General features: G+C 46.6%; 12 protein-coding genes. 10 read left to right on the top strand and 2 right to left on the bottom strand.

All coding sequences use genetic code 11. The features are described from left to right. Positions 1 to 201 precede the first annotated feature (201 nt). A complete protein-coding gene (locus tag WH45_RS12325; RefSeq protein WP_046214732.1) occupies positions 202 to 1,347 on the top strand; it encodes a cysteine desulfurase family protein in 1,146 nt (381 codons plus the stop codon). A 9-nt stretch (positions 1,348 to 1,356) separates the two neighbouring features. Beyond that, positions 1,357 to 2,583, top strand: a complete 1,227-nt coding sequence (gene thiI, locus WH45_RS12330) for a tRNA uracil 4-sulfurtransferase ThiI (RefSeq protein ID WP_046214733.1) — start codon at positions 1,357 to 1,359, stop codon at positions 2,581 to 2,583. Between the two features lie 286 nt (positions 2,584 to 2,869). Here the strand turns inward: thiI and WH45_RS12335 are convergent, their stop codons facing one another. Beyond that, the gene (locus tag WH45_RS12335) at positions 2,870 to 3,550 is read right to left on the bottom strand and encodes a TerC family protein (RefSeq protein ID WP_046214734.1); all 681 of its coding nucleotides are present in this window, start codon (positions 3,548 to 3,550) and stop codon (positions 2,870 to 2,872) included. A gap of 348 nt (positions 3,551 to 3,898) precedes the next feature. On the opposite strand from WH45_RS12335, the gene WH45_RS12340 reads away from it, so the two are divergent. The 4 genes from WH45_RS12340 to WH45_RS12360 all read left to right on the top strand — a co-directional run bounded on the left by WH45_RS12340 (position 3,899) and on the right by WH45_RS12360 (position 9,498). Continuing rightward, positions 3,899 to 4,396: a hypothetical protein gene (locus WH45_RS12340; RefSeq protein ID WP_046214735.1), complete on the top strand. Its 498-nt coding sequence runs from the start codon at positions 3,899 to 3,901 to the stop codon at positions 4,394 to 4,396. Between the two features lie 155 nt (positions 4,397 to 4,551). Next, positions 4,552 to 6,390: a translational GTPase TypA gene (gene typA / locus WH45_RS12345; protein WP_046214736.1), complete on the top strand. Its 1,839-nt coding sequence runs from the start codon at positions 4,552 to 4,554 to the stop codon at positions 6,388 to 6,390. A 141-nt stretch (positions 6,391 to 6,531) separates the two neighbouring features. Further along, on the top strand, positions 6,532 to 7,683 hold the full coding sequence (locus WH45_RS12350; protein ID WP_046214737.1) for an LCP family protein: 1,152 nt from the start codon (positions 6,532 to 6,534) through the stop codon (positions 7,681 to 7,683). Between the two features lie 483 nt (positions 7,684 to 8,166). After that, positions 8,167 to 9,498 (top strand): PhoH family protein, encoded by a 1,332-nt coding sequence (locus WH45_RS12360; protein ID WP_046214739.1) that lies wholly within the window; start codon positions 8,167 to 8,169, stop codon positions 9,496 to 9,498. 117 nt (positions 9,499 to 9,615) lie between these two features. On the opposite strand, the gene WH45_RS12365 is transcribed toward WH45_RS12360, so the two are convergent. Beyond that, the gene (locus tag WH45_RS12365; RefSeq protein ID WP_046214740.1) at positions 9,616 to 10,719 is read right to left on the bottom strand and encodes a hypothetical protein; all 1,104 of its coding nucleotides are present in this window, start codon (positions 10,717 to 10,719) and stop codon (positions 9,616 to 9,618) included. Positions 10,720 to 10,946: 227 nt separating this feature from the next. On the opposite strand from WH45_RS12365, the gene WH45_RS12370 reads away from it, so the two are divergent. From WH45_RS12370 to WH45_RS12385, 4 genes are all read left to right on the top strand, one after another. Next, positions 10,947 to 11,951, top strand: coding sequence for a ketopantoate reductase family protein (locus tag WH45_RS12370; RefSeq protein ID WP_052723757.1), 1,005 nt, complete (start codon positions 10,947 to 10,949; stop codon positions 11,949 to 11,951). Beyond that, entirely contained in the window at positions 11,951 to 12,343 is a 393-nt protein-coding gene (locus WH45_RS12375; RefSeq protein WP_046214742.1) for a DUF3397 domain-containing protein, read from the top strand. The genes WH45_RS12370 and WH45_RS12375 overlap by 1 nt, the downstream gene beginning before the upstream one ends. A 213-nt stretch (positions 12,344 to 12,556) precedes the next feature. Continuing rightward, complete coding sequence (locus WH45_RS12380) at positions 12,557 to 14,221, top strand: peptide ABC transporter substrate-binding protein (protein ID WP_046214743.1); 1,665 nt, start codon at positions 12,557 to 12,559, stop codon at positions 14,219 to 14,221. 250 nt (positions 14,222 to 14,471) lie between these two features. After that, positions 14,472 to 15,404: an ABC transporter permease gene (locus tag WH45_RS12385; RefSeq protein ID WP_046214744.1), complete on the top strand. Its 933-nt coding sequence runs from the start codon at positions 14,472 to 14,474 to the stop codon at positions 15,402 to 15,404. The last annotated feature ends 11 nt before the right edge of the window (positions 15,405 to 15,415 follow it).

Below are 15,415 nucleotides of genomic sequence, written 5' to 3' on the forward strand. Positions count from 1 at the left end.
ATAAAGCCAACTCTTCAACCGGTAATGTATGGTATAATGACAGGCAGACGGTTTTAGCATCTGACTGTAACTTTCAGAAGAAATGGCATCGACTATTATTTTTGAAAGAGATCAAAAAGCGGAGCGTTTATCCGTATTTTGGTCTCTTTTAGTCTTGTCTGCTGCCTGTACCTATAGATATGAAGCAGGAGGTAGGATCGAATGAAATATTTTGATTATGCGGCAACGACGCCTCCTTATGCCGAGGTCGTACGTGCCATGTCCGAGATCATGGACCAACATTACGGCAATCCCTCTTCGCTTCACCGGTATGGTGAAGAAGCGGAACGGCTGATTCGCCGTGCGCGCGAAGTGACAGCCGGTATACTGGGTGTTCAGCCTTCCGAGATTATCTGGACATCCGGGGCGACAGAGAGCAACAATATGGCAATCAAGGGAGCGGCCCTGCGCAAAGGACGGACGCAAGGGCATATCGTCACCACCATGATCGAGCATCCGTCCGTCTATGAGACATGCCGTCAGCTGGAGCTGTTCGGATTTGAAGTAAGCTATGTACGTCCGCTGCGGGATGGAACCATATCTCCAGAAGATATACTTGCTGCCATAAGACCGGACACGATTCTGGTGAGCGTCATGCATGTGAATAATGAGACAGGTGCGATCCAGTGGATAGAGCAGATTACACGCTTGGTCAAAAGCAGCTATCCGCGTGTACTCGTCCATGTGGATGGAGTGCAGGGATTTGGCCGGGTTCCCGTATCCCTGCGGGAATGGGGAATTGACCTGTACAGCTTGTCCGCCCATAAGCTGAGAGGGCCCAAAGGAACCGGTCTGCTGTATGTAAAACAGGGAATTGAACTGCTGCCGCTGCTGACTGGCGGCGGGCAGGAGCAGGGCTACCGTTCCGGCACGGAAAATGCCGCCGGTATTGCCGGTATGACCAAAGCGCTGCGTTTTGCGGCAGAGCGGCAGGAGGAGCAGTATAAGCACCTGAGTATGCTGCAGGATCGGCTCCAGCAGGCGATCCGCAATATTCCGGGACTTGTATTGACCGAGGTGTCGCCTGCAGCACCGCATATTGTTCATTTTACGTATCCGGGCATGAAGGCTGAAGTGGTACTGCACAGTCTGGAACAGCAGGGCTGCCTGGTATCGACCCAGTCTGCCTGTTCCTCACGCAAGTCGGTACCAAGCCGTGTGCTGACAGCGATGGGAATGGATCGCGAACATGCGGACAGCGGCATCCGGATCAGTCTGGGAGACGAACATACGCTGGAAGATATGGAGTATCTGATAGGAGCGCTTGAACAGACAGTACAGTCACTGCGCTCATTGGAGAGGAGATAAAACGGTTTGATGCATAATATTAGTCGCCTGATGCTCAGAATGGGCGAGATTACACTCAAAGGAAAAAACAGAGGCCGTTTTGAAAAGGTCATCGCCGAACATGTGCGTGAGATCCTGCGTCCTTATCCGCAGGCCAAGGTACACCGTGAATATGGACGATTATACGTGGAGACCGGCGGCGTATCCGCCGAACTGCTGGTTGGCCTGCTGCGCAATGTATTTGGAATTGTGGATATTATTCCGGTCAAACAGGCAGAGCCGGAGCTGGATTCCATTATTCAGGCTGCACTGGAACTGATCGGCGAACATGGTATACAGGCAGCGACCACATTCAAAGTTACCGCACGAAGGGTCTGGAAGCCATTCCCACATTCTTCCCAGGATATGAATCACCTGATCGGGTCACCGGTGCTGCGTGCCAACCCGCTGCTCAGCGTGGATGTACACCATCCCGACATTGAGCTTCGGGTGGAAGTACGCGAGAATGCAGCCTACATTTACAGCCAGATTATTCCGGCAGTTGGCGGATTCCCGCGTGGCAGCAATGGCAGAGCAATGCTCATGCTGTCCGGCGGGATTGACAGCCCTGTAGCAGGATGGCAGTCGATGAAAAGAGGACTGGAGATTGAGTGCGTCCATTTCCACAGCTATCCATTCACCAGCGAGCGAGCCAAGCAAAAAGTCATTGATCTGACCCGCGTACTGGCTGGGTATGGCGGTAAAATCAAGCTGCACGTAGTACCTTTTACCGAGATTCAGACGGCCTTTACAACGACAGGACAGGATAATCTGATGATTACGCTGATGCGCAGAGCGATGCTCCGGATTACGACCCGTCTCGCTGAGCAGCAAAAGGCACTGGCTATCGTTACCGGTGAGAGCCTTGGGCAGGTAGCGAGCCAGACGCTGAACAGCATGAATGTCATTGAACGGGCGACCGAACTGCCGATTCTGCGGCCGCTGGTCATGCAGAGCAAAGATGAGATTATTCACGTCTCCCAGCAGATTGGCACTTATGAGCTGTCGATTCTTCCTTACGAAGACTGCTGTACGCTGTTTGTGCCCAAGTCGCCGGCAACCAATCCGAATCTGCGGATTGTGGAGAAGGTCGAGTCTTATCTGGAGCTGGAGGAAATGATTCAGCGAGCGGTGGAACAGACCGAGCTGCTCATCATTGAATCCGGTTCAACTGCCGACGATTCCCTGACGGCAGCTGCAGAAGAAGACTGGCTCTAAGCGAAGAGTTACAAGCTGATGCAGACACGATGAGCGTTGGGTGAAAGCAGCTGGCTGTTTGATTTCAACTGCTCATGACTGCGAAAAGAATTTATATAAGTAAATTTATTAACTAAAGGCAAGAGCCTTATCAAAAAACAGCTGCATTATCATTCGCCGATGGATATACCGGATATGAATGAGAGCAGCTGTTTTTTTTGATGCATCTAATGAACAGTGAGCCTACTTTTTTAAGGGCACTTGATTATTAAATAACCATAGCGGTTCATTGGACGAACCAGCGGGATTAGGAAGTTGTACGACGGCTTGCCTGCCGATTTTTTAAATAGCCGGCCAGCAGTACGCCAATGATGATAAAGATAATAAATATCCATTTCCACAAAGGATGTGCTGCAAAAACACTGTGCAGGCGATCTTCCTCGGTAATCATATGCGAAGCGGTATAAGCAAGCACCGCACTGCCGACATAGATAATCCACGGGAAACGATTGGTCAGTTTGATAAAGATAGTACTCCCCCAGACGACGATGGGTACACTGATACAAAGACCGATAATGACCAGGCCGACATGCTGGTTGGCAGCACCAGCGACGGCTATTACATTATCCAGACCCATCGCTGCATCGGCTACGATGATCGTCCAGACGGCACTCCACAGGGAGGTTCCGGCTTTGACTTCCTTGTGCTCTTCGTTATCGGTAAGCAGTTTGTAAGCGATAGCGACCAGCAGCAGACCTCCCACAACAAGCAGCCATGGAATCTGCAGCAGCCAGATAACGGCGATCGTTGCCACGATTCGGATGATCACAGCGCCGCCCATACCGTAAAGGATAGCCTTTTTCTGTGTTTGCTGCGGCAGCTTGCGTGCAGCCAGTCCGATAACGATCGCATTATCGCCTGCCAGGATCAGATCGATAAAAATGATGTTCAAAAGTGCCAACCAGAAGCTGGCTTGAGTAATATCCAAAATGTCTCCACTCCTTTATGTTTGCCTGAATTAACCGATAATAATAGTATACCGGCAGCTGGGTGTTTAACAGGACAGGTCAATTCTTTGAAGTTCTGTTGGATCAGCGGATCAAGTATATCGGAAACGCTGAAGCCTGTTCCGTATTTGCAGATCGGCAGATCATGATTGCATGTTGTATTAATAACCAGAATGCCGACAAGATTAACCGCTGCAGGCGATGAAAGCATGGGCGAAGAGGCAGCTTTTATATAGTCTTTTTGCGAAAGATCGGCTACACTGGAAATATGGAGACACACGGAATCAGCTGCTGTATTTGGATAAAAACGGCTGGGAGGAGAGCATCACATGACGAATCGTAATCAGGGAATTATCGCAATATTTATTATTCTGGCCGGGCTGATCATTTTGCTTGGCAAGCTTGGTGTATTTACTTTTATCGGCCACGTTTTCTGGCCGCTGCTTATTTTGCTGCCGGGTGTGCTGCTGCAGCTGTTTTACTTTAGCCGTACTGCTCCTTCGTATGTATTAATTCCTGCAGGCGTACTGACGGTATACGGTATTTTATTTTTCTTCTGCAATATCTGGGGCTGGTCGTTAATGGCGTATCTGTGGCCGCTGCTGCTGCTGGGTATCGCTGTCGGCTTGTATGAGTATTACATGCTGTCACCGTTTGCCGTATCCCGCAATATCGGCTTTGCTGCAGTCATTCTGGGTGCGCTGTCCATCATTTTGCTCTTTTTCAGCCTGCTGGGAACTTCGGCATTATATCTAATCGCACTGCTGCTGATTGCGGCGGGAATCTGGATGCTGCTGAACCGCAGTAATTCCAAAAGAGGCTGGTAATAAGTATGAATAAGCTTGATTTATGTGATATATGCCGTATAATGAATAATGAATCAGTTTACTAATGACGGTTTTCACAATTTTTTTATAATAAATAGTAGAGCGTCGGCTTCGTTGACCGACGCTCATTTTATGGAGAGGATTTGGAGAATTTTATGCATTTAAGAAATAACATCCGCAATATCGCCATTATCGCTCACGTTGACCATGGCAAAACAACACTGGTAGACAAACTGCTGCAGCAGTCAGGTATTTTCCGTGATCACGAGACGATGCAGGAGCGTGCAATGGATTCCAATGATCTGGAGCGCGAACGTGGTATTACGATTCTGGCTAAAAATACAGCTATTACCTATAAAGACTACCTCATTAATATCGTGGATACACCTGGACACGCCGACTTCGGTGGTGAAGTAGAGCGTATCATGAAAATGGTTGACGGCGTTCTGCTCGTCGTTGACGCTTATGAAGGTTGTATGCCTCAGACCAAGTTCGTACTTCGCAAAGCACTCGAGCATAACCTTACCCCAATCGTAGTCGTTAACAAAATCGACCGTCCGGCTGCACGTCCGGCTGAAGTTATCGATGAAGTTCTGGAACTGTTCATCGAGCTGGGTGCCAATGACGATCAACTGGACTTCCCTGTCGTATACGCATCCGCATTGAACGGTACATCCAGCATGGACCCTGAGAAGCAGGACGAAACGATGCAAGCTATGTATGATACTATCGTAAGCAACATCCCTGCACCAACTGAAGACACAGAACAGCCGCTGCAATTCCTCGTTACACTGATGGATTACAACGAGTATCTGGGACGTATTGCAGTTGGTCGTGTAAACCGTGGTATTATCCGCCAGGGTCAATCCGTAACCGTTATTACCCGTGAAGGCCAGAAGAAAACAGCTCGTATCGAGAAGCTGTTCGGATTCCAGGGTCTGAAGCGTGTTGAAGTTGAAGAAGCGGGTGCTGGTGATATCATCGCACTGGCCGGTATCAAGGACATCAACATTGGTGAGACGATCGCTGATCCACAGAATCCGGAAGCACTGCCGGTTCTGAAAATTGACGAGCCTACGCTGCAAATGACATTCCTCGTCAACAACAGTCCATTTGCCGGACGTGAGGGTAAATGGGTAACATCCCGTCGCCTGCGTGATCGTCTGTTCAAAGAACTGGAGACCGACGTGAGTCTGCGTGTAGACGAAACAGAAAGCCCTGATGCTTATATCGTATCCGGACGTGGTGAGCTTCACCTCGGTATCCTGATCGAGAACATGCGTCGTGAAGGCTATGAGCTGCAGGTATCCAAGCCTGAAGTTATCGTTCGTGAAATCGATGGCGTACGCATGGAGCCAATCGAGCGTCTGATGATCGATGTGCCTGAAGAAAGCATGGGCGCAGTTATGGAAAGTCTGGGAAGCCGCAAGGCCGAGATGGTCAACATGATCAACAACGGTAGCGGCCAGGTTCGCCTGGAATTCCTGATTCCAGCACGTGGTCTGATTGGATATCGTACGTACTTCCTGACACTGACTCGTGGTTACGGCATTATGAACCATGCGTTCGATAGCTACGGCCCGCTCGTAGCAGGACAGGTTGGCGGACGTCACCAGGGCGTACTCGTATCCAGTGAGAACGGTTCTTCCACACTGTACGGTATTTTGTCGGTCGAAGATCGCGGTACACTGTTCGTTGAGCCGGGTGCTGAGATCTACGAAGGTATGATCGTTGGTGAGCATACCCGTGATAACGATATCGTCGTTAACATCTGTAAAGAGAAGCAGCTGACTAACGTTCGTTCTGCTACCAAAGATGATACTGTTAAAATGAAAACTCCGCGTCTGTTCTCTCTGGAGCAGGCTCTGGAATACCTGAACGATGATGAGTATTGTGAAATCACGCCAAAAGCAATTCGCCTGCGCAAAAAGATCTTGAACAAGAGCGAGCGCGAACGTGCTGAGAAACACCGCAAAGCAGCACAAAATAGCTAAAATCGGTCGTGAAGTTGCAATTATAATCTGAATTCTTCATTATAGTAGGTGGCTGAATCCTAAGTATGCTGGTGATCAGCATGCAGGGTTCAGTCACTTTCACTACATTTATCTAAAACGATGGAACAGGTGTTGAGAGCAATGAGTACGACAGCAGGAGGACTTCCGCCGCGAGCGGGGGGCAAGGCCAAATCGCAAAAAGCCGGCAATCCCAAGTCCAATAAAAAACAAAAGAAAAAAGTTAGCGGCTTCAAACGGTTCATGCAGATTCTGCTGGTCGTGATTCTGCTGACAATTGTAGGTGTTATGGCGTACGCTGGTATTCTTTATTATCAGCTGCAGGGAATGTTCGAAGGTAAAGGTGGCACAGGTCAGACTCCAGGTATTATAGATACCAGAGTCCCTGAGAAATCTGCCAAAGAAAAGCCGATTACGATGGCTCTGCTCGGTACGGATTATCGCAAAGAAACCGGCACGCGCCTAACAGACGTAGTAATGGTAGCTACGCTCAATCCGGATACCAAGTCTGCCACGATCGTATCACTGCCGCGGGATACGTACTTCCAGCTGGATGGGTACATTCCCAACAAGCTGAATGCGTATTATCCTAAATTCTATGCGGAAGATAAGAAGAATGGTACGAACAACGCCATGGAAGAAATGCAGACCATGCTGGGCAAATACCTGGGAGTCGACGTCGATTATACGACGGTTATTAATTTCCAGGGCTTCAGTGATGTGGTCGATGCTGTAGGTGGTGTAGATGTTAATGCAGCCATGAATATGTGTTATATTGACCGTGCAGACGGAACCAATATCAATATCAAAAAAGGGCCGCAGCATCTGAATGGAGAACAGGCACTCGGGTATGTACGTTATCGTCATTCCAGCAGCTCCTGTAGTCCAAGAACACAGGAATCCAGTGACTTTGATCGTAACAAACGTCAAAATGAAGTGCTGAATTCCGTAGTCGACAAAGTCCAATCCTTTAGTGGTGTAGCCAAACTGAGTTCGATTATTCAGTCGGTTGATGATAATATGGAGACCGATATTGAAGGCAGCCAGTTCACCAATCTGTTGACGACGTACTGGGATATTCCAAAAGCGAATATTAAGTATATGCCGGTAACAGGTGATTGGAAGAGCCCGTATGTGTATATTAATGAAACCGAGCTGGCCAACGCCAAACAGGCGCTTCAGGACGAACTGAACGGAACAGCTACACATGCGGATCAATTTGATGGAGCAAGTACTTCCACAGGAAGTACCGGTCAGTCAGCGACTGCACAATAAAACAAGATCTTATCATACTTCCGCTTATTTCCGCTTCTGTTACAAGAGCGGAAAGGCAAGTATATTACAGGTTTCTGCTCAGGCAGAGACCTGTATTTTTTTATTTTATGGGAAAATACAATGTCCTGGCGGGCGCATTTCAAAAGCGGATAGGGTGTGCTATAATATCCGTGCACCTTACTTTTCACTGAATGCACGGACTGGAGGTTTTAGGATGCCGCGATTAATGTGCAGTACGCTATCGTATGATGGAGTGATTTTATGCGGACAGAATAAAACTTTCGCTCAGCTGTATGCAAGAGGTGCAGCTTGTTATGTGTTGTCTCAAAAAAGCGATTTAATACGAAAAGTCTGGTGCTCTGCAGCCCAGGCTTTTTTGGTTTTATTTCAAGAGGAGGGTGAGGCTTGGCGGTTCAGGAAGCGGGAAGCATAAGCTGGAGGCATCAGAGATCACAAACAATTCGTACCCAGGGGGGAATCTCCATGAAAAAGATTTTTGTATTGGATACCAATGTGCTTCTTCACGATCCGAATGCCATTTTCGCTTTTGAAGAAAATGATGTAGTTATTCCCGCGGTGGTTTTGGAAGAAATCGATTCAAAAAAACGGAATGCGGATGAAATCGGACGAAATGCCCGTGGCGTCTCCCGTTCACTGGATGCGCTTCGTGAAATAGGACATCTTCATGATGGAGTTCAACTGGATAATGGAGGTACACTGCGTGTCGAACTGAATCACCGCAGCTTTGCCAAAGTGCATGAAATGTTCGGCGAGGTGACGAATGATAACCGGATTCTCGCAGTTGCCTTGAATTATGATCTGGAAGAACGCGAGAAAGAAGTGCCGTGTCAGGTGATTCTGGTCAGCAAAGACGTGCTCGTACGTGTCAAAGCCGATGTGCTTGGACTGATGACGGAAGATTATTTATCAGACCGTGCAGCCGAGCCGAATGAAATCTATACCGGTTACACAACACTGCAGGTTCATCCGTCTGTAATTGATGATTTCTACAATAACCGCTATTTATCCGTGAATGCGCTGAACCTGGGATATACCCTGTATCCCAATGAATTTGTTATTCTAAAAGATGAAATGGGCAGTGGCAAGTCTGCTCTGCTCAAAGTCAGCCATGATGGCAGCAAACTGGAGCCGTTATTCTTGAGCAATGAGCCGATATGGGGCATTGCAGCGCGTAATGCCCAGCAGCGGATGGCACTGGAACTGCTGCTTAATGATGATATTCCGCTTGTAACGATTACCGGTAAAGCCGGCACAGGCAAAACGCTGCTGGCACTGGCCGCTTCGTTATCCAAAGTGGAAGACGAGCAAAAATATAAAAAGCTGCTGATCGCCCGCCCGGTTGTACCGATGGGCAAGGATATTGGATATCTGCCCGGCGAAAAGGACGAGAAACTTCGTCCATGGATGCAGCCAATTTATGATAATCTGGAATTTCTGTTTGATACCAAAAAAGCGGGTGATATCGATAAAATCCTGATGGGCCTCGGCAGTATTCAGGTGGAAGCACTCACCTATATCCGCGGTCGGTCGATTCCTGGACAATTTATCATTATCGATGAAGCACAGAATCTGTCCCGCCATGAAGTGAAGACGATTGTGTCCCGTGTAGGGGAAGGCAGCAAAATTGTACTCGTCGGTGATCCGGATCAGATCGATCATCCTTATCTGGATTCGATCAGCAACGGTCTCACCCATGTAGTCGAGCATTTCAAACAGGAAGGAATCAGCGGCCATATTACCCTCGAAAAAGGGGAGCGTTCCAAACTGGCGCAGCTGGCTGCTGATCTGCTGTAATATAAATGAAGAAAAGCGTCCTCACCGATTAAGGGAGGACGCTTTTTGATATGCTTTATTCCAATTAATATGCATAATCATTAGTAGCAGAAGTTGAGTGTAGCAATGCACTATATTTTAGTTCAGTGATAATTCCAGCTGCACATTCATCGATTGAGGTACAATAGCGACCGAAGTGGCTTTGAGATAGGGAATAATCTGTTCAGGATAAAATCCGAGATCAAATTCATTTTCCAGCATGGCACATGTCGTATCCGGTAAGCGCAGTCCATTAAATACGAGCTGATCGACCCGGAAGCGCATCACATTCTGCGTAGTATTCTCGATTTCATAATGTCCGATAATTTCCAGAGACAGCTGGCCTTCCTGTCCAGTGACAACAAGTCGATCCTGTTCAAAGTTAAACTGCAGACTGTCCGGCAGTCCAGCAGTATGATGCAGAAAATCGTTGAGCTGCTTCTGCTCGATCACGATGGTATACTGCCTGCCGTTGATCCGGATCGCACCGGGCTGTGACTGGAGAAAGTCCGGAAATTGCTGCATGGATTGCGCCAGTGCACGAAAATAGTTTTTTACTTCGTATAGACCGATATTTTCCCAATAAGCATTCATCTCTTCTATGAGCTGCCGGGCAGTCTCCGGCTCGGAACTGGAAGCAAGGCCGCTGTGAATTCGGGTCTGAAGGGAGGCTACCCGCTGTCTCTGCTGCTTTAGTCGGTCGCCGATATCCGTCAATTCAGCAGATGTACGCAGTAAATCGCTTCGTATCGATTGAATCTGCTCATATCGTGATCGATAATCAGCCATAATTTTCTGATCATGATCCAGAATCATTTTGTAATATTCATAAAAGGCAATAACACCGGAGATACTTCCTGCCGCCCAGAATGCATTGCGCAATTGTTCGCGTTCCCCGGTATAGTAGGCAACCAGTATTTTATCGGATTGCAGTTTGGCATCGCTGAGCTGCTGCTGACTCGTAACAGCCTGCTGTTCCAGCTGCTCATACTTGGTACGGGCAGTCTGTTCTTCCTGACCAATTCGCTGGATCTCCTGATCCAGTTCATTTACCGAAAGGCTGTCTTCCAGCAGCTGACGGGTCTGTGGATCAAGCTGTGCTGCAGATTCAATGGAAGGAGCAGCATTTACCATGGCAGAAGGTGCCATTATAGCAGTAGTAAGAGAGAAGCAAACGACACAGGCAGCGTAAATGGGTTTCATCTATCGTTTCCTCCCTGTATAATTAATATTGTTGCTGCAAATAAATTCATTATTCGATTTGCGCAGGCAATCGTGCAGCAGGATAGCAGCAAAAGTTGTCTTTATGTATACATATAGCTGTTATTGATTTTAATCATGTATCATGCAGTGAATGAGTATTATAGAATAGGGTTATTCTTGACTCATCTATTCTTATTTTATCGTATACTATGTTCGGAGGGAATCACATGATTATTGATATTTTTGGAGCAGGCTCTCTTGGCTTGCTCTTTTATAGTAAATTGGCGCTGACAGAAGAAGAGATCCGACTGAACTTATGGACACGTACCGAGGAACAGGCTTCACTGATCCGCGAGCAAGGGGTCCAGTTTTATCCGTCTGCCAATTCGGTTTCCCTTATGGATAGTCTGACGATTCCGGCGAAAGGAAGCGTAAAGCCAGTATCGGACATTCGGCAGACAGATCAGAATCAAAAAGCAGACATTATTTTGGTGACCGTAAAGCAGACCCATCTCACAACTGATTTTGTTCGTCAGGTGGGAAAACGTGCATCCGAGCGGACTGCCATTATCTGTTTTCAAAATGGGATACGAATGGACAATCTATGGAGGGATCAATGGCAGGTTTATGCAGGCATTACAACAGAGGGCGCCAAGAAACCATCAGCTCATGCGGTAGTCCATTCCGGGTATGGGGAGACAGTAATCGGCCGATTGGTCCAAGGTCACAGTACTGCAGACAGGGGAGATGAATCGAAAGGTGCAGAGAATGGGCAATCGGACGCTATACTTTTGTTATTAAATTTATGGACTAAAGCAGGACTTAATGCCTCGCTGTCGAATAATATCGAGATGGCCATATACCGGAAACTGATGATCAATGCGGTGATTAATCCACTTACGGCTTTGTGGCGTATACCTAATGGAGAGCTTTTGCAGAGTCCCGAGCGGATATCGGTGATGAAAAGGCTCTATGAAGAAGCGATTCAGGTATATGACAAAGCAGATATAGAATGGTCAGAATCACTGTGGAATGATATCTTACAGGTATGCCGTGCGACAGCATCCAATACCTCTTCCATGCTTGCTGATGTACAGCAGGGCAGAAGAACCGAGATTGAATGGATAAATGGCAGTATCGTCGAGATTGGCCAGCGTCATCAGATTGCAGCACCCGGGCACGAATGGGTATGCGCCCTGATTGAGGCAATGACCACAAAGGAGGCAGATTAATGGGAGGATTTTTTGGGTGGCTGCTAAATGGAGCGATTTTCTTGAGTCTCGTTCCCTTTATTCCTTTCCTGGCTGCATACCTCATCAGCCGGTTTAAGAAAGAGCCGAAAAAGAAAGCGATCGGAAATGCAATGGATGTGACAACGCCTTTCCTTTATATTTCGGTAGCCGCATTATTTAACATCATATTCAACAGCCAAATGGGATTTTACATATTTTTGTTAATTTTGCTGTTGGCGATTGGTATTATAGGCAGCGCACAGAATCGGTTAAAAGGGAAAGTGGATTTCCAACGACTTTTCCGGGCGGTCTGGCGTTTATCGTTCCTGTTTTTGAGCTTAGGTTACATCGTGCTGCTTTTGATCGCAATTTTGCAATACATAACACGATAAACGTGTCGAAAATTGGAATAATTTTGCTTTATGTCAGGTATTCCTCCGTGGGATGAAGCCTAATATACTCACACATGTGATAAATTTGTTGAAAAAACCGAAAAAAAACGCTTTTTTTAAGATTAAGATATAGATTTTTTTGACCACTGTTTTTTGACCACTGGTTGTATAATAAATAAACATATACCACATTTTTTAGGGGGAAACTGCTAGATGAAAAAGAAAAGTTGGTTAGTACTTATGACCCTCGTGCTAGCTTTTAGCACCTTGCTTGCAGCTTGCGGCAGCGGTTCTGAGAGTGGTACAGGTACAAGTGGACAAGCAGGAGAAGGCACTGCAACACAGGATTTACGTATTAACATGAGCGCAGAACCTCCTACTTTTGATCCGGCTCAGGCAAAAGATAGCCAGACAAATACGGCTCTGAAGCTGATGTACGAAGGTCTGACCCGTATGGGCGCAGATGGCAACCCCGCTCCTGGCGTTGCTGAGAAATGGGATGTATCCGAAGATGGTCTGAAATATACTTTCCACCTTCGCGATAACGCAACTTGGAACAACGGTGAACCTGTAACAGCGGAAGATTTCGCTTATGCATGGGAACACGTTCTGAGCCCAGACACTGCTCCGGCATCTGAATATGCTTACCAGCTTTACTACCTGAAAAATGGCGAAGCGTTCAACACTGGCAAAATCAAAGATTTCTCCCAGGTTGGCGTAAAAGTTGTTGACGAGAAGACGCTTGAGGTAACTCTTGAGAACCCTGCACCTTACTGGTTGGGTCTGACTTCTTTCTACACATACTATCCGGTTAACAAAAAGAACGTTGAAGCTAATGACAAATGGGCTGCAAAAGCAGACACTATGGTTACTAACGGACCGTTCACTTTGACAACATGGACTACAGGCCAACAGCTGGCTTGGACCAAAAACGACAAGTACTGGGACAAAGATAACATCAAATTGAATACGATTACGGCTTCCCTGGTTAACTCCGGCGCAACCGAGTATTCCAGTTATCAAAGCGGCCAGCTTGATTATGCTGGTGCACCAACTGGTGAGATTCCAACCGACCAGATCCCTGCTGCAAAACAACAATTCCCGGATCAATTCCAGGCAAAAGGTATTGCAAGCACGTACTACTATGAATTTAATAACAAAGAAAAACCTTTCGATAACGCAAAAATCCGTAAAGCGTTTGCAATGTCCATCAATCGCCAGGCGATCGTTGACAGTGTAACACTGGGCGGTCAAATTCCGGCATTTGGTTTTGTACCTCCAGGTATCAAAGGCCAAACGGACGAATACCGTGCTGAGCATAAAGACAGCTATTTCAAAGAAGATGCAGCACAAGCAAAAACACTGCTTGAAGAAGGTATGAAAGAGGAAGGTTACACAACTCTGCCTCCAATCACACTGATCTACAACTCCAGTGAAGCTCACCAAAAAATCGCTCTGGCGATTGCTGATATGTGGAAAACCAACCTGGGTGTAGACGTGAAAACCGAAAACCAGGAGTGGAGCGTATTCCTGAACAACCGTCAAAGTGGTAACTTCCAAGTTGCCCGTGCTGGTTGGACAGCTGACTACAATGATCCAATGACATTTATGGACATGTGGGTAACTGGCGGTGGTAACAACAACGCAGGTTATGCAAATCCGGCATACGACAAACTGATTGATGATGCAAAAGCAACTCAAGACAGTGCAAAACGTATGGCTGATATGTCCCAAGCAGAGAAAATGCTGGTTGAAGACGATATGGTTATTATGCCAATCTACTACTACACTAGTATTTCCCTTGTAAAACCTAATCTTAAAGGAATCGTTGTTGATTTCAGTGGAGCAGTTGACTTCTCCAAAGCGTATTTCGAATAATTCAATAATGAATTTGGCAGTTAGATGATTGCTGCGGGATATATGTGGAGATTTTCCAACCATATATATCCCGCTTTTATGTGTGTTTGTTGTTTTACCATATATTGCTTTTTCTAACTTTGAATATTGCAAGTTTTTACTTGTTTCTATTAAATAATATGAATCGCAATTTTGCTTTTTATGAATAGTAAAAGGAATATCATGGTTCAACGTAGCGCATAAAAAATACACAAAGGAGGGTTCCAGAAGAATGGTTAGGTATATTGCCGGCAAGTTTCTTTTTATGCTAGTGTCTCTATTTATTCTGGTATCACTGACATTTTTTCTGATGAAAGTCATTCCAGGGGATCCTTTCATGTCAGAAAGAGCAGTACAGCCTCAGATTAAAGCACGTCTGATGGCGCAATACGGATTGGATCAACCAATTCCTGTACAGTATGTACGTTATCTGGGCAATATTATTCAAGGAGATCTTGGTATTTCGATGAAATATCAGAACCAGGATGTTACCGGACGGATTGCTCAAACCTTTAAGCCTTCTTTGCAGATTGGTATTTTTGCAATTATCATTTCGATTATTGTCGGAATTGTGCTTGGTCTAATTGCGGCTTTGTATCATCGTAAGCTGATCGACCATGTGGCCATGATTTTGGCAATTATAGGAATCGCGGTACCGAGCTTTGTGCTTGCGACGCTCATTCAGTATTTGTTTGCTCTCAAACTTGGCTGGTTTAACGTAATGGGTTTCAGCAAGCCTAGTGATTTTGTGCTTCCGGTAGCCGCTTTGGCGGTACAGCCAATCGCCTTTATCGCACGTTTGACCCGTTCCAGCATGCTGGAGGTACTTAACTCCGAATATATCAAAACAGCCAAAGCCAAAGGTCTGAATGGCTTTACTATTATGACTCGTCACGTCGTACGTAACGGTATTTTACCGGTTGTTACTTATGTAGGGCCTATGACTGCTAACGTTATTACGGGTTCTGTTGTTATTGAGCAGATCTTTGGTATTGGTGGTATTGGTAAAGTATTCGTTGAAAGTATTACCAACCGTGATTATACAATGATTATGGGTGTAACCATTTTCTATGGTGTAATTCTGATGCTTGCACGTTTTATAACAGATATTTTGTATGTGCTGGTTGATCCGCGCATCAAACTGTCTGGAAGAAAGGGGGCTTAACCGTTGGCAGC

The organism is Paenibacillus wulumuqiensis (genome assembly GCF_000971965.1).
GTDB lineage: Bacteria > Bacillota > Bacilli > Paenibacillales > Paenibacillaceae > Saccharibacillus > Saccharibacillus wulumuqiensis.